Source organism: Zunongwangia sp. SCSIO 43204 (genome assembly GCF_019904275.1).
GTDB classification, from domain to species: Bacteria; Bacteroidota; Bacteroidia; order Flavobacteriales; family Flavobacteriaceae; genus Zunongwangia; species Zunongwangia mangrovi.
In genome coordinates, this window is record NZ_CP063204.1 from 342,717 (window position 1) to 364,057 (window position 21,341).

General features: G+C 37.4%; 12 protein-coding genes and 1 tRNA gene. 1 reads left to right on the plus strand and 12 read right to left on the minus strand.

Translation table 11 applies throughout. The features are described from left to right. Positions 1–45: 45 nt before the first annotated feature. From INR75_RS01590 to INR75_RS01610, 5 genes are all read right to left on the minus strand, one after another. Complete coding sequence (locus INR75_RS01590) at positions 46–1,335, minus strand: hemolysin family protein (protein ID WP_223090486.1); 1,290 nt, start codon at positions 1,333–1,335, stop codon at positions 46–48. A 196-nt stretch (positions 1,336–1,531) separates the two neighbouring features. Beyond that, positions 1,532–2,098 (minus strand): LPS export ABC transporter periplasmic protein LptC, encoded by a 567-nt coding sequence (lptC, locus tag INR75_RS01595; RefSeq protein ID WP_223090487.1) that lies wholly within the window; start codon positions 2,096–2,098, stop codon positions 1,532–1,534. A gap of 1 nt (position 2,099) precedes the next feature. Then, entirely contained in the window at positions 2,100–3,461 is a 1,362-nt protein-coding gene (locus INR75_RS01600; protein ID WP_092539403.1) for a tetratricopeptide repeat protein, read from the minus strand. 17 nt (positions 3,462–3,478) lie between these two features. Then, positions 3,479–4,720 (minus strand): hypothetical protein, encoded by a 1,242-nt coding sequence (locus INR75_RS01605; RefSeq protein ID WP_223090488.1) that lies wholly within the window; start codon positions 4,718–4,720, stop codon positions 3,479–3,481. Further along, entirely contained in the window at positions 4,717–5,451 is a 735-nt protein-coding gene (locus tag INR75_RS01610; protein WP_092539405.1) for a type III pantothenate kinase, read from the minus strand. Before INR75_RS01610 ends, INR75_RS01605 begins: the two co-directional genes overlap by 4 nt. A 105-nt stretch (positions 5,452–5,556) precedes the next feature. On the opposite strand from INR75_RS01610, the gene INR75_RS01615 reads away from it, so the two are divergent. Then, positions 5,557–5,629: transfer RNA gene (locus INR75_RS01615), tRNA-Phe, on the plus strand. A 79-nt stretch (positions 5,630–5,708) separates the two neighbouring features. Here the strand turns inward: INR75_RS01615 and INR75_RS01620 are convergent. From INR75_RS01620 to clpX, 7 genes are all read right to left on the minus strand, one after another. Beyond that, positions 5,709–9,776 (minus strand): T9SS type B sorting domain-containing protein, encoded by a 4,068-nt coding sequence (locus INR75_RS01620; protein ID WP_223090489.1) that lies wholly within the window; start codon positions 9,774–9,776, stop codon positions 5,709–5,711. 198 nt (positions 9,777–9,974) lie between these two features. Then, positions 9,975–12,944, minus strand: coding sequence for a DNA polymerase III subunit alpha (locus tag INR75_RS01625; protein WP_223090490.1), 2,970 nt, complete (start codon positions 12,942–12,944; stop codon positions 9,975–9,977). Positions 12,945–12,988: 44 nt separating this feature from the next. After that, on the minus strand, positions 12,989–14,206 hold the full coding sequence (gene dinB, locus INR75_RS01630; protein ID WP_223090491.1) for a DNA polymerase IV: 1,218 nt from the start codon (positions 14,204–14,206) through the stop codon (positions 12,989–12,991). A 135-nt stretch (positions 14,207–14,341) separates the two neighbouring features. After that, a complete protein-coding gene (gene lpdA, locus INR75_RS01635) occupies positions 14,342–15,757 on the minus strand; it encodes a dihydrolipoyl dehydrogenase (RefSeq protein WP_223090492.1) in 1,416 nt (471 codons plus the stop codon). Positions 15,758–15,768: 11 nt separating this feature from the next. Further along, entirely contained in the window at positions 15,769–17,178 is a 1,410-nt protein-coding gene (locus tag INR75_RS01640; protein WP_223090493.1) for a 2-oxo acid dehydrogenase subunit E2, read from the minus strand. A 19-nt stretch (positions 17,179–17,197) separates the two neighbouring features. Then, positions 17,198–19,861 carry a pyruvate dehydrogenase (acetyl-transferring), homodimeric type gene (gene aceE / locus INR75_RS01645; RefSeq protein ID WP_223090494.1) on the minus strand — a complete coding sequence of 888 codons (2,664 nt, stop codon included), beginning with the start codon at positions 19,859–19,861 and terminating at the stop codon, positions 17,198–17,200. A gap of 241 nt (positions 19,862–20,102) precedes the next feature. Next, positions 20,103–21,335, minus strand: coding sequence for an ATP-dependent Clp protease ATP-binding subunit ClpX (clpX, locus tag INR75_RS01650; RefSeq protein ID WP_092539411.1), 1,233 nt, complete (start codon positions 21,333–21,335; stop codon positions 20,103–20,105). Positions 21,336–21,341 lie beyond the last annotated feature (6 nt).

Sequence of the window (21,341 nt, forward strand, 5' to 3'; positions counted from 1 at the left end):
TAATTATAAAACTTATAATTGGCAAAATCTTAACTTTTTAACGCTTTAATCTTCTGGCTTGATTTTAAGCTCTACAAGATCGATTTTTGTATTGGAAACATCGAGGATCGTAAACTCGAATTCATCGATTCGAACCACCTCGTTTTGCTGCGGAATTTCTTCAGTGTGATTCACTATAAAACCGCCCAGGGTTTCATAATTTTCACCGGTAGGAATATTTAAACGATAGGCTTCATTGATATAATCGACTTCTACTCTTGCTGAAAATTTAAAATGCTCGTCACTAATTTTTTCATCCACCAAAATAGGTGAATCATGCTCATCTTCGATCTCTCCAAATAATTCTTCAACGATATCTTCTATCGTCATCATTCCGCTCGTACCACCATATTCGTCAATAACTACGGCAATACTTTTACGCTTTTTGATCAATACATTAAGCACATCTTTTACCCACATTGTCTCCGGGACAAAAATCACGGGTAATAAGATAGATTTTATAGATTCTGGCTTTTTGAAAAGTTCAAATGAATGCACATAACCTATAATATCATCGATCGTATCGTTATAAATCAATATTTTAGAAAGACCCGTTTCAGTAAAAGTTTTTACCAGGTCTCCTGGCTCTTCATCCTGGTTTACGGCGATGATTTCAGTTCTAGGGATCATTACTTCTCTAGCCTTAATATCAGCAAACTGAAGCGCATTTTGAAATATCTGTATCTCTGAATCTACTTCATCTTCTTCCTCTACGGTTTCCATTTGCTCACTAATAAAATTCCCTAATTCAATTTTACTGAAAGCAAGCTGAACTTCATCTCCATCAGTTTTAAAGAAACGTTTCAGGATCATATCTGAAATCCATATCACGAAAGAAGAAATAAAACTGAATAACAAATAAAAAAGATAGGCCGGTACCGCGAAAAACTTCAACATGCTATTCGCATAGATCTGAAAAAATACCTTCGGAAGAAATTCGGCCGTCACCAAAATAAGCAGTGTAGAAAGCACTGTTTGTGTCACCAGACTAAGATCGGTCACCAAATAATTCAATATTGCATTATTTACAGGCTGAATTTCGGCTAACCATGCCATGATCAAATCACCCATATAAAAACCATATACAACAAGAGCGATGTTATTGCCTACCAACATGGCGGCAATAAACTTTGAAGGTTTTTTAGTAAGACGTTTTAAAACTTTAGCTAAAAAATCGTTTTGAAGTTTCTCTATTTCAATATAGATCTTGTTTGAAGATACATAGGCGATCTCCATACCCGAAAAGAATGCGGAAAGTAATAATGAAAAAATAATGACGATGACCTCTGCACTCATTATTTCTTTTCTTTTTGTCTTTTCTCAAGCTTCCGACGAAAATTTCTTTTGAAGAAAAACATGAAAATGGCCATTGCGGCAAGAAATATAAAAATATACGCTCTACTGCGTTCGGTATCCCAAATTGCAAAAGTTTCGAAAATAAAGAAACCTCCAATTATTAAATACGCATACTCGAAATACCTGAAATATTTTGTCATTTTTCTGACTCGTCTATGTTTTGAATTCCGCTATTGGTTCTAAAGTTGAATTTATCGAAATTTTGATTGGAATCAAAACCCATTCCTTCATTAAAAGAACCATCTGGAAATTTAATCTGATTTTCGCGATCTGTGAACACCCAACTTTGATTTTGATCCCAGTAAAGTTGATCGCCTTTTAACTGTGTACTATCTGATGTAAGAATAACTACATTCCCTCGAAGATCTACCAGACCTGTACCGCTGTAAACAATGCCATAATCTGCTACCACCGTACTTTTCTCTTCATCTTCACCAAAAAACTCGATATATACGCCTTCGGGAAATTCCCGATAAGGAAAATCTTTATTCTCGTAATCGAACATTTTAGAGCTTTGAAGCGTAGCAACCACTCGCCCAGAATCGGTATATTTTAATAAAATACCTTTAGCAACTCCTGCCGGGGCATCTGCAGGGTTTTGGAGTGCTCTAACCTCATTTAAATTACCCTCACATGAAAAAAGCATTGTCACGCCGATCAGCGTGACAATGCCTTGTATTATTTCACGATATGTGATTCTCATATTATAACTGAGGGATACGCACAGTTTCACCTATCCAACAACCAATCTGGATAGCATCTCCTGCTTTTTTCCCTTCTTGGAATACATCAGATTTTTGTGGGGCACGACCATTGTAAGCCGCTACTGTTGCATTCGCATGTTTAGAAAGAGATGGATCTACTCTACCAGCTTTTGCCACATACTCTGCAGCTAACCAGTAAACAGCTCTTTTGTTAAAAGCAGTATCACCACAGTTGTTTGCACTATCTGCATACATATCTGCAATATTCAAGTAAGCTCTACCGTAAGATGGCTTAGCCTGAACCGCCTTTCTATAAAAGTTTCTAGCTTGTGAAAAACTTCCTGAAGACTTATAGTTCTGAGCGATTCTATAGTAAATTTTCGCTTTATCTCCTGGTTCTTCTTCAAGCTCTGCAGCTTCATTATAATATTCTAAAGCCTTAGCTCTATCACCATCTGCTTCTGCTAACTGTCCTAAAGAATAAGCAGATGCTGCAGAAGGCTCTAATTGATGAAGCGCCTCAGAAACTTTAAAGAATAATGGATCTTCACAGTCTTTAGCTGAAAGACGAGCATTTGCATTTTTTAACCATGCTACATCTTCTTTTTTAGCTTCAAAATCTTTTTCATAAAGCGGCACAAGATTATCACAATCTGCACGTGCTCCTAATTTAGCATTTAAAGCATTTTTAACTGCATTAAAGTTAGTTAGTCTACGCTCTGCTATACCAGCTGTTTTTTCTTCTTTAGCTGTTAACTCTTCACCAGAATCTTGCTTCTCGATAAGTGGCTGTAAACGATCTGCCTCATAGATCTCTTCTTCTTCAATCTTAGACATTACTCTATCATAAATATCGAAAACATCTTGTAGCTCACGCTCACCTGCATCCTGCATATTTACCATAAGATCAAAATACGCATAAAGACCTTTTGGGCTGGTAAAGTTATCTTTATCCTCTGTATAAGCTTTATCAAAAGCTTCCCAACGCTCTTCAGTAGTTCCCATTTTATGAGTAAACTTTAATAAAGCGATATCCCCGTAAACATCACCTTTCTTAGTTTTCTCTGGGTAATATTCTAATCTTCCTTTGTATGTATCAATTAATTCATTGATATACTTATTTTTTTCGTCACCAGAAGCACCGTCAATCTTATGCTTAAGCACTCTTTCAAGGTATTGAAAAGTTGCCAAACTATAATCTGGACAGTCTTCTTTCACCTGCATTAATGGCTCATAAGCCGCATCATAATTCTTCGCCTTAGCATCATCGTAAGCCAAAGCTGCAGTAGTAGTACAATCCTGAGCAAATGCCCCAGAACCTAGCATTACCGCCGATAATAAAACTATAAATCTCGCTTTCATCTTGTTGTTTATTATGGTTAATTAAACTTTCTCTTTACAAACCATTGGTCATTCAAAGATAAACCAATTGATAATTTAAAAAAATTCTCCTGTATTAATCCTGAGCTTGTTGTACCGCGCTGTCCATACTCCAGACCCAGATTTAAATTAGAGAAATCACCTCCAATTGGTAATCCTAATCCAAAAGATATGCCAAACTCATCAATCGACTCTCCATTAAGTTGTAAGCCTGTTTCTTCGAAACGTCCACCAAAGCGATAAACAACACGTTTAAAATAACTCGTAAGCGAATTATACTCGGGCACAATATAACCTCCTAATCGATATGCGCTTCCATCATTATATTCGGCATCATTTACAGGAGTACTAAAAACCGAAATTTCTGGGATACTTCCAAATGCAGAATATTCTCCGCCAACGAACCACTTATTAGGTCTACCTAGACCTAAACCAAATGTCGTTTTAGAAGGCAATGTGATATCCTGAGATTCCACATCAAAATTTCGAACATTTAATACATTTTCTCCATTTGCATTAAATATCACATTAGCGATCTCACGATAACTTTCTGTCGTAATATCAGCTTCAGGTGTATAAACTGCAGAAGCATGTAGTTTTAAACCATTATTCAGTTTTGTTTGATAATCTAATCCAAAATTAAAATTGAATCCAGAAATATCAGAACGATCTATATCTCTGGTTCCATATTGAATACCGTCTCTTAATACCGTTCTTCTACGTTGTATATTCCCAAAGTTATAATCGGCATTAACACCAATACTAAGATCTCTACTAATAGCATAAGCTGCAGATAGAAAAACTTTGTTCATTCCTCCACGCCCTTGCAATCTGCTGGCCCCATCATCTTCAACGTCAATAATACGATATCCTACTGAAGAGTATGGGATAAGACCTGCACCAAAACCAAAACGGCCCACCGGAACTCCTAAACCTAAATAATCTAAAGAAACATTACTAACCTGATCATCGGCCTCTGAAGTTTCTTGCTGTGTAGACTCGACACTTGCCGCTGCAGTATAAGTTGTCCTTGCCAATTTACCATATCCGGCAGGATTGGTAAGGTTCATATGAATACTATCCGAAAATGTACTAAGACCTCCCATCGCTCTATTCTCTACAGTTCCTTTAAAATTGGTAAGCCCAATACCGTAATAAGAATACGGGGAAGAAGTGTTCTCCTGAGCCTTGGCCCAAAATGCAGAAAATAAGGCTACGATTACTATAAATCGTTTAATCATTGAATTTTGTTATATTCTAAAATATGGTTTAAACCCTCTAAAAGAAAATTTGAGTTCGCAAATATGCTATTTTTTAGTCGCTTTGACAAAAATAGAAGATCACCGCCCGTCAAAATAACTGTTAAATCTTTAAATTCTGATTTGTATTGGCTAATCATCCCATCGATTTCTGCAGCAAATCCAAAATAAATACCGCTTTTTAAACCTTCTTCTGTAGAGTCACCTACCAATTTTAGATGGTTACTATCTGACTTTATTAACGGTAATTTTTCTGTAAACTTATGTACGGCATTAAATCTCATTTGTAAACCAGGAGAAATTCCCCCGCCTAAATACTCAGATTTATCGTTTATAACATCATACGTCACACAGGTTCCTGCATCTATCACTAAACAATTTTTCCCAGAATAGTCATTTACAGCAGCAGCAGCTAAAGCTATACGATCTTTACCCAAAGTTTGAGGAGAAGCATATCTATTATTGAAAGGCAATTTTAAATTACTATCCAGATAATATAAGATTGAATGTTTTTGAAGTATTTTTTTTATCGAATTATCATCTTTTAATACACTTGAAAGTATCGAAAATTCAATTTTAGAGTACTGCTGAAAAATTTTTTCAATTTTTTTACTTTTTTCTTTCTTCGGAACTTTAAAGGTTTCTAAAACTCTATAATTTTGAAAAACAGCAATTTTCGCAAATGTATTACCCAAATCAACAACAAGATTCATAACTCGATTTTAAAAAATGCTAAGGTACGAAAGCATTTTTTTCAAAAAAGCCTTGTGAGTTCCTAAAATTGAATTTATATTTGCAACCGCTTTCAAAAAGCAACTGGTGCCTTAGCTCAGTTGGTAGAGCAAAGGACTGAAAATCCTTGTGTCCCTGGTTCGATTCCTGGAGGCACCACCTTTAAAAAAGCCCGCTAATTTTAGCGGGCTTTTTCTTTTAAACAAAATCAACTTTAGATCATAGGTACAGTTAATTTTTATCGTTTCAAAGAGAAATGAGAGCGATAAGTCTTAGCGATTCCATCCTGCTGGAAGCCTACCTCAAACCAATAATCGTTAGAGGGCATCGATGATCCATCTTTAGATCCATCCCAACCTCCTTCTGCTGGTTTTATCTTTGTAATATAAGCACCATAGCGATCGTAGATATGAATCTCGGCTTCTGGATGAGTTTCCAACTCTGTAATATTCCAAGTATCATTGAAGCCATCGCTATTAGGTGTAAAAAACTTTGGATGTTTAAGCACCTCAACAACTTCAGCAGTAACTCCGCAATATCCCATCACACCTTTCACTTCTACCGTATGTGTTCCTGAGGCGACATCATAAAATTCATTTTCAGGCTGAAATTCACCTCCATCTAAACTATATAAATAATCACCTCTACCTTTTACTACTTCTACATTCACCACTGCAATATCCTCAAAAGGCTCAGTAACTATTACAGAAATTTCTGGTTTCGCAGACTCTTTTACGAATACAGATGTTTCGTTAAAACCACAACCTGTTTCTATTTTTCCATCGATCTTGGTCGTTTTTACAATGTATTCTCCTGGCTGCATGGCTTCGAATTCTGGCCCTGTATGCATCAACTTATCCTGGTAATACCAGTTCACTTCAAAAACTCTGGGATCCAATCCGGTATAAAAATACGCTCCGGTTTCAACCTCCCCACTTTCAGTATTTACGCATAAAGCCTCTTCTTCGATTTCCAAATCCTGCAATGGATACACAGTTACATTAAACGAACTGTAATTATAACATGCATCATTAGATAAAGACTGTGCTTTTAAATACATCGTATAAGTTCCCGGTTCTGTAATCACATTTTCTGGACCCAAAATAGCACGATCATCTTCTAGGTCTGTAGTGTAAAACATCTCATAGTCTACCGGCATGATACCCATTGGAGAATAAATATTTGGCACCTTATAGCTACCACAAACTTCTATATCTGGTATCGTAGCAACATTTGGTGTACGCGAAACATTAATATCAAACACATACTCATCTTCACAAACAAATCGAACTCCTGCCTTCTTATAGATATAAAGTCTCGTATTCGCTGTAATCTCGGTTCCCGCCTCGATCTTCTTTCCTTTTCCTCCAGATTCTGTAAAATACTCGCCTTCATTCAACTTTGGCAATACGTACAAATCACATACGTTCACCTCTTCTGGACGATCTACTCTTACACCTTCTATATAAATGGTAAAGAACTTATCATTTGCACATCCTGCAAGATCTTCCCACTCATTATAAATATAAATTCGGCGAGTTTCTTCGATATAAGTTCCTGCTGCAAGCTCTTCGCCCTGCGCGTTGGCTTTAGTATAATATCTTCCGAATTGAAGCTCTGGTAATTCGTAACCGAAACATGAGTATACATCTACAAAATTCTCTACAGGAGCAAGCTCTCTCACTTCTACATTGAAACTGCTTTCGTTTGTACAGGAATTTTCGATATTATTAATGAAGATTTTTTTACTTTCAAAGATCTTATCCCCGGGTAAGAGCTGCTCTCCCTGTCTATCAGGCTCCGTAAAATATTCACCGTTTTTAATTTCTGGAAGTACAAAACCATCCTCTAAGCAAACAGTCACGTCCTGCAACCTATCTACATCTGGAATAGGTGTGATATTTATAAAAAATCGTATCTCTTTTGCACAATCTGAGCCATCTGTAGTTTCAGCGGTATAAAAAACCTCGGTACTTTCAGTTAACACTGCTCCTTGCTGTAGACTACTCCCATCTGAAGCAAAATATTCACCGATCTCAAGCTCTGGCAAAGTATAACTTCCGCAGGCAATCACATCTTCAAAATTTGGAATGATCCTTACTTTGAATTCATCTTCGTTATTACATCTCCCATCGTCATTATAAACATATAGAGTCATTGAAGTGGTTATGCGAACGCCTGACTTTAATCGTTGCCCACCTCCATTGGGGTTTGTATAATATTCTCCATGAGTAAGTTCTGGCAAAATAAATCCATTACAGACTACTACATCATCAAATTTATCAACCTCAGGCAGGGGATAAATAGCTACATCGAATTTTTCTTCTTTACATAGCGAACCATCTTCCATCTCCCCGTAATAATAGATACTAAAATCTGAAGTGAATACTGTTCCCGAAGCCACTTCCTGCCCACCTCCATCTGGACCATCAGGAGCATCATAAAAAGCACCTGCAGGAGGAGAAGGAACCACAAATTGCTCGCAGTAATATTCATTGAGTTTATAATCCTGAATTAACTCAACCTTAAAACTTGATTGATTAGAACAACCTGCTTCATTAAGATTATAGATATAGTAAGTCCCTGAATTTTCGATCACATCTCCTGCCTGAAGCATTCTCCCTTCTCCTTCTGCCCGCGTATAATAATTCCCATCAGTAATGGCAGGAAGCACATATGCATCGCATTCTACCACATCCTGTAAAACTGAAACCGGAGGCAAATCATTTAAACTTACATTAAGCGTGAAAATATTAAAACAACCGCTAACCAAAGTGTCCTGAACTTTCCCAAAAACCTGAAACTCTGAAGCATTTCCCGAAAGCTGGAAATTAGAGATATCAACAACAGGATCGACACCCTGATCTGCGTTTCCAGCAGTTCGATAAAGTTCAAAAACATACGAATCTTCAAACAATTGATCGTTCACCAAATCGCTAATTTCAGAAAGATTGACAAGATTACTACCTTGTGGCTTACAGGCAACGATCTCATCTGGAACCTCAAGTCGAATAGATTCGTTTACCTCTAAATTAAAAGACGCGGTTGCGTTACAAAACTCTTCAGTTTCCTTACTTTTCAATTTCACGAAAATTGTTTCTCCGGGTCTGCTTTTAAAAGAAGTTAGATCTTCAGACTTTATTTGATTAGAAGCACTAACATCACCACTATAGTAAACTAGATCATACTGCTCTGAGCTCAATCCTAATCTTTCATGACCGTTATTGGTTAGATCAAAGAACTGTTCTGCAGATCCATCATCGCAAACCACAATATCTGGGAGATCATTATAGGTAAGACTTTCAACTTTTATACGATCACTTATATCGCAACTAGAATCGTTCTTAGTTACTTTTACCATATAATTCCCTGGGGCATTCACATCTAAGAAATGACTCGTTTCATTTAGGATTTCAACATCATCTTTAAACCATTGATGCTTATAAATTGGTTCTTCCAAACCAGTATTTAAACGAGTAAAAGTGCCTTCACACAGCATTCTATCTGCTCCCAGATCCAAATCTGTTCTAAAACTACCACCGGCTATAAATATGGCGCTATCGTAATTAAGATCATGACTATCACCTATCACCAGTTTAATTCTATATTTTTTGCCAGGTTTTATCGTGGCTGCCGCAGTAAGTAATTTTGTATACCCACGCATATTCACAACCGAGTTTGCGGCATCTACCTGATAACTTGCAAAATATTCTGGATTATCACTTTGACAATTCTCATTAAAACTGCGATCTTTTATCGTCCTAACAGAAACCGGTGCGTTAGTTCCTGGCACCACCGCTATATTTCTTGTTTCCCCGGTTTCTATTTCAGTTAATAAAAAAGCAAAAACATCACTACTGGCACATTGCCATTGCCCGTATTCATTACTTGCAAAAATGAAATCGAAACTAAAATTTTCAGAAAGAGGTACAAATTCAAATTCCAGATACGCCACATCAGATATCGCTGTACTTTGCCCCGAAGCATTGTTAATTACCTGTAGATCTGGATCTCCAGTTGTATTTATTTGTGTACTTAAATTTTGGCCAGAATAAGCCCCCTCGGTAAGTTTAGCTTTACCCGAACGAATTATCACACCCTCAGAAATGGGGAAATCGCCAGAATTATTACTAAAATAAGCCACAGCCTCTTTATCAGATTGCGCGATATTAGTAATCTGGACGCAAGAATTATCTAAAAGTCCGGCGACTAATTCTTCTTTCGTAACACCTTTATCATCAACAGTAATAGCCTGCCCATACCCTCCTGCAAAAATTAGCAGGAATACATATTTTAGCAACTTCATAATAACTATTAGTTAGGGAATAGTTTATTATTAAGATTAGATTCGTAAAAGGTTAAGGTTATCTTAAAAATTTTGGTTGTAGCAAATAAAACATAAAATATGGACTACGAACAAGAAAAATCGATGAACAGCATAATTTTAACATTTCCAGGTATTTACAAACGATTTAGCAACTTCCGATTACCGATTAATCAAAAATTAGGCACTAAATTGAGAAGATACTAAACGAGGATCTACCTGAATCTTCTGAAATTCGATTATATCAGCCTCTATAGAAATATAATCAAACTCGTTATTCACTTTTCCTACACATAGGTAAATCCCATTATTATACAACGGATACTTAGCTACTTGGTTTGGAAACTGCACAGTATCAAAAATATCATGGTTTACGTCATAAAACGTAGCAAAACACATTTCTTTGCCATTAGAAGTGGTTGTTTTTTTCTTACAAACCAACTTTCCATAAATTCTTACTTGTTTTCCTACAAAATCAGTAAGCTGTTTTACACTTACAGATTGTCTTATCGGCTGCTGCAATAATTTAAAATAACTACACAACGGAAAGCCCAAAAGCTCGATTTGATCGTAAGCATCTACTAAAACTGAATATTGAAATTTAGGCAAAGTGTACTCTTTATGATCGATTTTAAAAAGTCCTGGCTGATCGTTTTTCTTTTTTGATTTTATTTTCCTGAAATAAGCTTCCCAAAGCAGTTGATGCTTATCCTTTCCCGTAAACCTAAACGCCCCGACTTTTAATAGAATTCTAAGTTGTTCTATAGAAATTTCTACTCGATCGATAAAATCGTCTAGACTCTTATAAACGCCAAAAAACTGTCGATTTTCAAGAATTTGCTGCACCGTTTTTGTCTCCAGCTCTTTGATATACCCAAACCCCAGGTAAATATCTTTACCAAAGATCGTATTGGGGTGATCACTATTATTAATGCAGGGAGCATGCACATTCCCGCCGCAATTTTTTATTTCCTGAACATAGGTTTCAACCGAATAAAATCCGCCACCGTTATTGAGCACCGCCACCATAAATTCTAACGGAAAATATTTTTTTAGATATAAACTCTGGTAACTTTCTACGGCATAAGAAGCAGAGTGACCTTTCGGAAAAGCATAACCTGCAAATGATGAGATTTGTTCCCAAACCTCATCGGTGATCTGCTGCGTATAACCCTTATTTTTACAATTACTACGGAATTGCGCTTCAATTTTCTCCATTTGTCCTTTTGAAGTTTTCTTTCCACTCATCCCACGACGTAACACATCAGCATCATCAAAGCTAAGGCCGGCAAAATGGTGTGCTACTTTCATCACATCTTCCTGGTAGACCATAATTCCGTACGTATCGTCCATAATATCCAACATCACAGGATGCCCCAATTCTCGCCGTTTAGGATCACGATGTCTTTTAATATATTCCTCCTTCATCCCACCGCTAGAAATTCCCGGCCGTATGATCGAACTTGCTGCCACAAGATTCATATAATTATTGGTTTGCAGCTTAGTTAACAAACCACGCATAGCAGGAGATTCCACATAAAAAACACCCATACAATCACCAATCTTAAGCAGATCGTTAATTTTTGGATCACTTTTAAATTTTGGAATATCATCGATATCTTCAACAAAAGCTTCAGGCTGATTTTGCCGAATTAGTTCTAAAGTATCTGTGATTTTAGACAAACCGCGCTGCGCCAGGATATCGAATTTATGAATCCCAACTTCTTCAGCAATATTCATATCGATCTGGATCGTCTGGAAATTCTTAGGTGGCAAAAAAGTCGCACCATAATTAAAAACTGAATTATCCAAAATTAAAATCCCGCCAGAATGCACACTTAAATAATTGGGAAAACCAGCTATCAAATTTCCATAATTAAGCACTAAAAGTTCCATTTTATCTAAACTGGAAACATGAAATCTTCCTGAAGAAAGTTTATCGATCTCGGCTTTGGGAAGTCCAAAAACCTTTCCCAATTCCCTAATCACCGCTCGCCTTTTAAAAGTTACATAAGTTCCCATCAAAGCTACATGATCGAAACTATCAAAAATAAAACGTGTAACATCTTCACGATCTTTCCAGGAAAAGTCGATATCAAAATCTGGTGGCGAACTTCGATTTTCGTTAATAAAGCGTTCAAAATAAAGATCCAGTTCTATGGGATCTACATTGGTAATTCCAATAATATAGGCCACGATCGAGTTGGCACCGCTTCCTCGCCCAATTACCGGATAGTTCTGTTGCCGGGCATACTTTACAATCTCGTAATTAATCAAAAAGTAAGAAACAAAACCTAATTTTATGATTGCCGTAAGCTCTTTATCCAACCGCGCATAAACCTTTTCATTAGCCTCTGGATATCGCTTTTCGATATTTTCAAAACATAATTTTCTAAGCTTAAATTCATCAGCTTTTTCTCCTTCGATTTTCGATAAATTATTGTTCTGTTTTTTGCTGAAGGTAAATTCAACATTACAGTTTTCAGCTAGTGCTTCAGTATTCGATAAAATTTCAGGAAACTCATTAAAAGCTTCGATTATTTTTTCTTCGGAAAGCATTTTATCTTCAGGATCTGCCTGTTCTTCTACCGGAAGTTTACTCAGCAATGTATTATTATCAATAGCGCGCAATAATCGATGGGCGTTAAAATCTTTTTTACTTCGGAAAGAAACCGACTGTAAAACCACCAATTTTGCAGTAAGCTTTCTGTATGCTGAAAACTTCAGCTTATTGAGATCACGTACCGAAACTCCGATGAATTCATTTTCTCTGAATTCAGTTTTGTTCATTTTCAGTACTTTTTTAAAAGGATAGATCACATAGCAATTTGCTAATATCGGTGCTTTTTCATCAAAATTCTTTTTAGCATGGAGGTGTTTAGAAAGATGCTCGTTCATTTGTCTAAATCCATCACGATCTTTAGCGATCGCCACATATTGCTGATCTACACCATTACGAAAATCGATCCCTACAAGAGGTTTTACAGGATAATCTTTAGCCTGTTTTAAAAAATTTAGACAAGCCGAAGTATTATTAATATCGGTAAGCGCTACAAACTTTGAGTTGTTCGATGCTGCTAATTTTAGCAGATCATTTTCAGAAAAAGTGCCATACCTCAACGAAAAATAAGAATGACAGTTTAAATACATAATTTCCTTTCCTCTATATTGAAATTTGATATTTTAAGATGTAATTATTGATTTCGATGCGCAAGTACGATCGGCGGTTCTCCATCAAAAGGATTTCTCATCCTTCCTATAGTTCTTGCGCCCATGCTTACCGCTCTTACTACACTGCGTTCACCGTATTTGTTTTTAATTCGATCTAAAGAATTATACAAACTCAGCATCTTTTCACTATCGTCAAAAAGATTGATTTGATAATGCCCGCCTACGAGTCCGCTTAGTTTCACGCCAACCAACCGAATCAGCACCCGACGATTATATAGCTTTTTAAAAAGTTCTTCAGCCTTCGGAATTAAAATATGATCGGCGCTGGTATACGGAATTTTAGCCTGAAGTGTGCTGGTTTGAAAATCTGAATACCGAAGTTTCACACTAATATTCGAAGCCAGTTTATTGCCTCGCCGCAACTGAAACGCCAAACTCTCGGTCATTGCCACCAACGTAGCGTGCAAACGTGTAATATCTGTAGTATCCTTATGAAAAGTTCGCTCGTTAGAAATCGATTTTCGATCGTGAAACGGAATAATAGGAGAATCATCTATTCCGTTAGCCCGTTTCCAGATCGTGCGTCCATTCTTTCCTAAAACTCCTTCTAAAACTTCTACCGGCATTTCCTGAAGCGTTCTCACTTTATAGACCCCAAGCCCCATTAATAATTGAAATGTTTTATTGCCGATCATGGGAATCTTATTCACATCCAGCGGCGCTAAAAACTCCTTTTCTTCACCCAATTTAATAATACTCATTGCACCGGGCTTTATCTCACTGGTTGCAATTTTAGAGACCACTTTATTTTGCGACAATCCTACCGAAATTGGTAAACCACTTTCTTTGATAATACCTTCTCGAAGTTCTTTAGCAAATCGTTCGATTCCAAAAAAACGGTCCATCCCGGTAAGATCTGCGTAAAACTCATCTACACTCGCTTTTTCAAATAAAGGCACCTGATTTTTAATAATCTCAGTTACTAAATGCGATTCTTTAGTGTAAATACTAGCATTTCCTTTTATATAAGTTGCCTGCGGACAAAGCCTTCTAGCGATTTTCATTGGCATTCCAGATCGCACACCAAATTTTCTGGTTTCATAACTACACGAAGCTACCACGCCACGATCGCCCATCCCACCAACGATCACCGGTTTATTATTTAATTCTGAATGAAGTTTTCGTTCTACAGAAACAAAAAATGAATCCAGATCGAGATGTAAAATAGACTTCGATATCATACAATATTGGATTTAATCCTATTTAATGGATTTATTCCAAAATTATAAAAATAAATAAAGCGAGAAAGTTAAAATCTCGCTTTACTTCACTTACACTTTCAAAGTCTCTACAAACACAGGGACTTTCTGCTAAAATTAGTTATCAACAATATGCGTCGGGCTTCCGTAGAACAATTCAGCACTTTCCATAATTGTTTCAGAAAGCGTTGGGTGTGGATGCACGGTAAGCGACAAATCTCTTGCGGTAGTTCCCATTTCTATGGCCAGTGCAATTTCAGGAATTAAACTCCCGGCATTTTTACCGGCAACGCCACCACCAAGAATAACTTCAGATTCTTTATCGACGATCAATTTTGTAAGTCCGTTATCAGTTCCTAAAGCCTTTGCTCTCCCCGACGCCGACCATGGAAATTTAACCACTTTAGCATCGATATTCGATGATTTAAACTGCTCTTCTGTTAACCCACACCAGGCAATTTCAGGATCTGTAAAAACAATTGCAGGAATCACCTTTGCATCATAGGTCGAGCCTTTCTCTCCTTTTATAACTTCCGCAGCAACACGACCTTCGTGTGAGGCTTTGTGCGCTAACATGGGCTGCCCGGTAATATCACCAATTGCATAAATATTATTTGCTGAAGTTTTACGATTATTAAAGACTTTTATAAAACCGTCTTCGCCAATTTCTACTCCCGCATTTTGCGGTTTACTGGCCTTTACATTAGGTTGTCGCCCAATCGCTACCAGCACTCTATCAAATTTCTTTTTTTCCTCTTTATCGCCCGACTTTAATACCACTTCAACCTTTTTCTTTTTAGGATCTATTTTTTCGACTTTGGTATCAAAATACAGGTTTTTGAAGGGCTGTTCTTTTTCAAAAACTTTTACCAGATCACGATCTGCGCCCGGTAAAAAACCAGATGTCATTTCAGCAATAGAAACTTCACTTCCTAAATTTGCGTAAACACTTCCCAATTCTAAGCCGATATAACCGCCACCGATCACTAATAATTTCTTCGGAATTTCTTTAAGATCGAGTGCATCCTTAGAATTCCAGATGAGTTTATGATCTACTTCGATATTTGGCAATTCGGTTGGTGTAGATCCTGTAGCGATTATTGCATTTTCGAATTCAAGCTCGTACGACTCACCTGAGTTTTCTTCAACCTCTAGCGTTTTTTCATCTTTAAAAAAAGCTTTCCCCTGGATAAACTCAACTTTCCTGGCTTTACTAAGCTGGCCTAAACCGCCGGTAAGTTTTTTTACGACACCATCTTTCCACTTTGCCATTTTCTTCACATCGATTTCAGGTTCATCAAAACTTAACCCGAAATTCGATAATTCTGTAGCCTCTTTTTTCACCTTCGCTACATGCAACAAGGCTTTTGAAGGAATGCAGCCGCGATATAAACATACGCCGCCAGGATTGGCTTCTGGATCAACTAAAGTGGTTTTGATTCCCAGATCTGCTGCTCTAAATGCTGCTGCATACCCGCCCGGGCCTGCGCCAATCACCACCAGTTCTTTTTTCTCTTTCTTGCTATTTGCCATAATCTCTAGTTTTATGCCCCAAGCAAGGCTTTGTAAGGATCTTGTAGTGCCTGCGTGATCCAATTTATAAATGCTGCGCCATCGGCACCATCGATTAAACGATGATCGTAGGATAAGCTAAGCGGTAAAATTTCTCTTGGTTTAAATTCGTCGTCGATGTACACCGGTTTTTTAGCCGAACGTGAAATTCCTAAAATAGCCGATTGTGGTGCGGGAACGATAGGCGTAAAATTAGTTCCGCCAATTCCGCCAAGATTAGAAATAGAGAAATTAGCGCCTTCCATATCCTCTTTAGTTAATTTTCCATCTCTGGCTTTTTCAGCAATATTGCTTAATTCTACAGCAATTTCTATAATGCTTTTCTTATCGGCGTCTTTAATTACCGGCACTAAAAGACCTTTCTCTGTAGCTACTGCAATCCCAATATTCACATAATTTTTCAGGATCATTTCTTCATTTTCCATATCTACGCTGGCGTTGAACTTTGGAAATCTTACCAGTGCGCTTGCTACGATTTTCGTCAATAATGCTGTAATTGTTAATTTTCCACCTGCTTTTTCAGCTTTATCCTGATTCGCTTCTAAATATTGCTGAATATCGGTAATATCGGCTTCATCGAACTGAAAAACATGCGGCACAGATTGCCAGGAAGCCGTAACATTTTTCGCTGTTGCTTTTCGAATATTATTTAGTGGCTTGCGTTCTACACTTCCCCATTTCTCAAAATCTGGTAAAGAAACAGATGCCGATTTTGTAGATTTCTGACTTCCTTTTTTAGAAAATTCTTTGACGTCTTTTTCTGAAATTCTTCCAGAAATTTCTTCTGCCAGTTCGCTAAGATCTACACCTAGTTCCCGAGCTAAACGACGTGTACCCGGCGAAGCCTGAATTCCGGCTCCGGTAGATTTGCCTGAAGATTTTTTAGACGTTTCATTCTCGCTTTCTTCAGAAGATTTATCTTCAGATTCGTCTTTTTTGGATGATTTTTTTTCATCCTCTTCGTCTTCTTCAGACTCCTCTTCACTATCGTTAGCTTTTTTTTCTTTTACTTTTTTCTTTTTCTTATCTGAACTTTTTTCTTCAGCTTCATCATCATCTGTATCTTCATTTTCTTCGGAAGTTTTTTCTTCTTCCTGCTCATCTGAAGATTCCTCGTTATCATCGGCCTCGTCTTCGTCATCATCAGCAGCTTCTAACAGGATGATCACCTGCCCAACTTCAACCTCGTCGCCTTCACTTATCTTTATTTCTTTGATGGTTCCGGCAGCCGAACTAGGCACTTCTACTGAAGCTTTATCACTTTCTACAGCAATAACACCCTGATCTTTTTCGATCTTATCGCCTTCAGCAACTAATATTTCAGAAACTGTTGCAGATTCTACTCCGTCTCCTATTTGTGGAACTTTAATTTCTTTAGCCATTTTCTTTTTCTTTTATTGGTTAGGATGTTCTTGGATTTGGTTTCTTGGCGTCGATATCAAACTTTTTTGCCGCTTCTTTAAGCTGCTTCGCTTTAATTTTTCCATCATTTGCCAATTCGTAAAGCGTAGCAAAAACAATATGAGCTGCGTTTACTTCAAAAAAATCGCGTAGTTCTGGTCTCGCATCACTACGGCCAAAACCATCGGTTCCCAAAACAGCAAGATTTGCAGGAAACCATTTTGCGATCGATTCTGGCAATGCTTTTACATAATCTGAAGCAGCTACAAAAACTCCTTTTTCATCCTCAAGACATTCCTGAATATAATTTTTATCTTTATTTAGCTGAGTTTTTAATCGATTGTTACGCTCTGTATCTATAGCGTCATCGTATAGTGATTTATAACTGGTAATACTCCAAATATCAACCGCAACATCGTATTCTTTTTCTAAGATTTCAGCTGCTTCTAACACCTCAGCCATAATAGAGCCGCTACCAAAAAGATGCGCTTTTTTATCGGTTTTGCGTTTTCTGGTTTTTTGGAATTTATACATTCCTTTTAAAATACCTTCTTCGCTATCTTTTGGCATTTTAGGCATTTTGTAAGTTGCATTTCCTAATGTGATATAATAGAAATAATGCTCTTTATCGATATACATTTCTTTGATCCCAGCTTTTACGATGGTCGCAAGCTCGTAAGCAAATGCAGGATCGTAAGCCTTTAGCGTTGGAAATGCTAAGGCATATAAATGACTATTCCCATCCTGGTGCTGTAAACCCTCTCCCGGCAGACTGGTTCTTCCTGAAATTCCACCTACAAGAAATCCTTTAGCTCCGGCGTCTGCTGCTGCCCACATTAGATCTCCTGTTCGTTGGAAACCAAACATCGAATAGAAAAAGTAAAACGGGATCATTGGTTTTCCCTGATTCAAATAAGCAGTACCCGCTGCAATAAACTCGGCCATACAACCAGCCTCTGTAATTCCTTCTTCCATAATCGCACCGTCTTCAGATTCTTTATAGAACAACAGACTTTCTTTATCTACCGGCTCGTATAATTGACCGCCTGGCGCATAAATTCCAACCTGTCTGAATAAAGATTCCATTCCAAAGGTTCGGCTTTCATCTGGAATAATAGGAACTATATATTTCCCTAATTCTTCATCTTTGAATAACCGACTTAAAGTTTGGATCATCACCATTGTGGTAGCGGCTTCGTCATCGCCCGAACCTTCTAAAAAGCTTTTGAATACTTTTTTATCAGGCTCCTTAATCACTTCACTTTTATCTTTCCGCTGCGGAAGAAATCCACCTAATTTTTCTCTTCTTTCGTGCAGATATTTAAGTTCTTCGCTATCTTTTTTGGGTTTTAAAAACGGAATATCTTTTAATTCTTTATCTGAAACCGGCAAACTAAAAAAGTCTCTAAAAGCTTTCAATTCTTCTTCTTTAAAACTTTTTGTTTTATGGGAAACATTACTGGCTTCACCGGCTTTACCCTGCCCGTAACCTTTTATGGTTTGTGCCAGGATAATTGTAGGCTGGCCTTTATGCTCGGTTGCCTGTTTGTAAGCGTTATAGATCTTTTGATGATCGTGCCCTCCCCGCTTCAGGCGTTTTAACTCATCGTCCGATAGGTTTTTGACGATTTTAGCCAGGTTTTTATCTTTTCCGAAGAGATCTTCACGAATAAAATCTCCTTCAGAAAATGCATATTTTTGAAGTTGCCCATCGGGTAATTCGTTAAGCAAGCTCACCAGTTTTCCTTGAGTATCTTTTTCGAAAATTGGGTCCCAGTCTTTTCCCCAGATCAGTTTGATCACATTCCAACCTGCTCCCTGAAACAATCCTTCTAATTCCTGAATGATCTTTCCGCTACCTCGAACAGGACCATCTAAGCGTTGCAAATTACAATCGACCACAAAAGTCAAATTATCTAATTGATCTCGCGCTGCTACACTAATAGCACCACGCGCTTCTGGCTCGTCCATTTCTCCGTCTCCTAAATACGCCCAAATCTGTTGATCGTCTTTTTCTATGATTCCCCGTTTTTCGAGGTATTTATTAAAACGCGCCTGGTAAATTGCACTTATTGGCCCCAAGCCCATAGAAACGGTTGGGAAATTCCAGAATTCTGGCATTAAATGCGGATGCGGATATGAGGTTAAGCCTTTATCTGATTTTACTTCTCTACGGAAGTTTTCTAAATGCTCTTCTGTAAGTCTTCCTTCTAAAAAAGCCCTGGAATAAACTCCCGGTGAAGCGTGTCCCTGAAAATATACCAGATCTGAACCGGCACTTCGATCCATTTTAAAGAAGTGATTAAAACCAACTTCCCATAAATGAGCAATAGAAGAATAGGTGGAAATATGCCCGCCAATTCCTTTGCTGTTATTGTTTGCCCGCACAACCATTGCCATTGCATTCCAACGGATGTAGGCTAATATTTTTTCTTCGATTTCGATATCCCCTGGATATTTTTCTTCATCCCCGGGACTTATGGTATTAATATATGGTGTAGTTAAAGGTAAGTTTGATTTTACACCGTGTCTTTGAGCTTCTGCTCGTAGTAATTTTAGTATTTCTTCTACTCGTTCTTTCGACTCATTTTGCAAAACCCATTTAAGGGAATCCAGCCATTCCTGATTTTCAATTTCGGCTGTTGCTGCTTTATCCTCTGCCATGCTTTGAGATTTATTAGTTGGTAATAGAGTGGTCTATCTCTTTGAAATTACCAATTAATAAAACCGACTTCAAATGATTAACAGAAGATTATAGCGCTATGCTAAAGCTTTCAAAAAATTAAAAAATAAAGTACCCTAAATTTTAAGAAAGAAAACGTATTAGAAATTATCGAATCTTAGCAATAAAAAAGCCTCACAATATCTGCGAGGCCTTTTAACTTTAAAACAATTATTATCTTTTCTACGAAGCTGCTTTTAGCGCATTCATAGTAGATTTATTTAGTTTTTCTTCAGCATACTCGCGAGTAAGTGTAAATTCTCTCACATCACTTTCAGGAAGATCGAACATTGCATCGGTTAAGATCGCTTCACAAAGTGAACGTAAACCACGTGCACCAAGCTTATATTCTACCGCTTTTTCTACGATATAATCTAAAGCCTCATCTGTAACGCTAAATTCGATCTCATCCATTTCAAACAGTTTTGTATACTGCTTGATAATCGCATTTTTAGGCTCGGTTAAAATAGAACGAAGCGTTTGCTGATCTAGCGGATTCATATAAGTTAATGCCGGTAAACGACCAATAATTTCAGGAATAAGTCCAAAATCCTTCAAATCTTTAGGAATGATATACTTTAAAAGATTGGTTCTTTCGATATTATCATCACTCTTCGAAGCACTGAATCCTACCGCCTGCATATTTAAACGCTTGCTGATATTTTTTTCGATTCCATCAAAAGCTCCACCGGCGATAAACAGAATATTTTCAGTATCTACCTCGATAAATTTTTGATCTGGATGCTTTCTTCCTCCTTTTGGCGGAACATTTACCGTGGTTCCTTCAAGAAGTTTTAATAATGCCTGCTGAACACCTTCTCCAGATACATCTCTGGTGATCGAAGGATTATCACTTTTACGAGCGATCTTATCGATCTCGTCGATAAACACAATTCCGCGTTGAGCTTTATCTACATTATAATCTGCTGCCTGAAGTAAACGTGTAAGAATTCCTTCTACATCTTCACCAACATAACCAGCTTCAGTTAACACCGTTGCATCAACGATCGCTAAAGGCACATTAAGCATTTTCGCGATAGTTTTTGCCATTAAGGTTTTACCGGTACCTGTTTCACCAACCATCACGATATTACTTTTCTGGATCTCGATATCATCATCGCTCTCTGGTTGTAATAAACGTTTGTAGTGGTTATAAACAGCAACAGACATTACTTTTTTAGTTGCTTCCTGCCCGATAATATATTCATCTAAGAATGCCTTAATAGATTTAGGCTTACTTAGCATTAATTCTGAAGATAATTCGTTTGCTTCTCCCTGCTTCGATTCTTCAAGCACAATACCATGCGCCTGCTCGATGCATCGATCACAAATGTGAGCATCTAAACCTGCGATCAATAAATTGGTTTCAGGTTTTTTTCTTCCGCAGAAGGAGCATTCTAATTCCTCTTTCGCCATCTTGTT

Excerpts from the sequence above, each read along its gene's own strand:
- INR75_RS01590 (WP_223090486.1), bottom strand. The coding sequence starts at position 1,335 with ATGAGTGCAGAGGTCATCGTCATTATTTTTTCATTATTACTTTCCGCA.
- lptC (WP_223090487.1), bottom strand. The coding sequence starts at position 2,098 with ATGAGAATCACATATCGTGAAATAATACAAGGCATTGTCACGCTGATC.
- INR75_RS01600 (WP_092539403.1), bottom strand. The coding sequence starts at position 3,461 with ATGAAAGCGAGATTTATAGTTTTATTATCGGCGGTAATGCTAGGTTCT.
- INR75_RS01605 (WP_223090488.1), bottom strand. The coding sequence starts at position 4,720 with ATGATTAAACGATTTATAGTAATCGTAGCCTTATTTTCTGCATTTTGG.
- INR75_RS01610 (WP_092539405.1), bottom strand. The coding sequence starts at position 5,451 with ATGAATCTTGTTGTTGATTTGGGTAATACATTTGCGAAAATTGCTGTT.
- INR75_RS01620 (WP_223090489.1), bottom strand. The coding sequence starts at position 9,776 with ATGAAGTTGCTAAAATATGTATTCCTGCTAATTTTTGCAGGAGGGTAT.
- INR75_RS01625 (WP_223090490.1), bottom strand. The coding sequence starts at position 12,944 with ATGTATTTAAACTGTCATTCTTATTTTTCGTTGAGGTATGGCACTTTT.
- dinB (WP_223090491.1), bottom strand. The coding sequence starts at position 14,206 with ATGATATCGAAGTCTATTTTACATCTCGATCTGGATTCATTTTTTGTT.
- lpdA (WP_223090492.1), bottom strand. The coding sequence starts at position 15,757 with ATGGCAAATAGCAAGAAAGAGAAAAAAGAACTGGTGGTGATTGGCGCA.
- INR75_RS01640 (WP_223090493.1), bottom strand. The coding sequence starts at position 17,178 with ATGGCTAAAGAAATTAAAGTTCCACAAATAGGAGACGGAGTAGAATCT.
- aceE (WP_223090494.1), bottom strand. The coding sequence starts at position 19,861 with ATGGCAGAGGATAAAGCAGCAACAGCCGAAATTGAAAATCAGGAATGG.
- clpX (WP_092539411.1), bottom strand. The coding sequence starts at position 21,335 with ATGGCGAAAGAGGAATTAGAATGCTCCTTCTGCGGAAGAAAAAAACCT.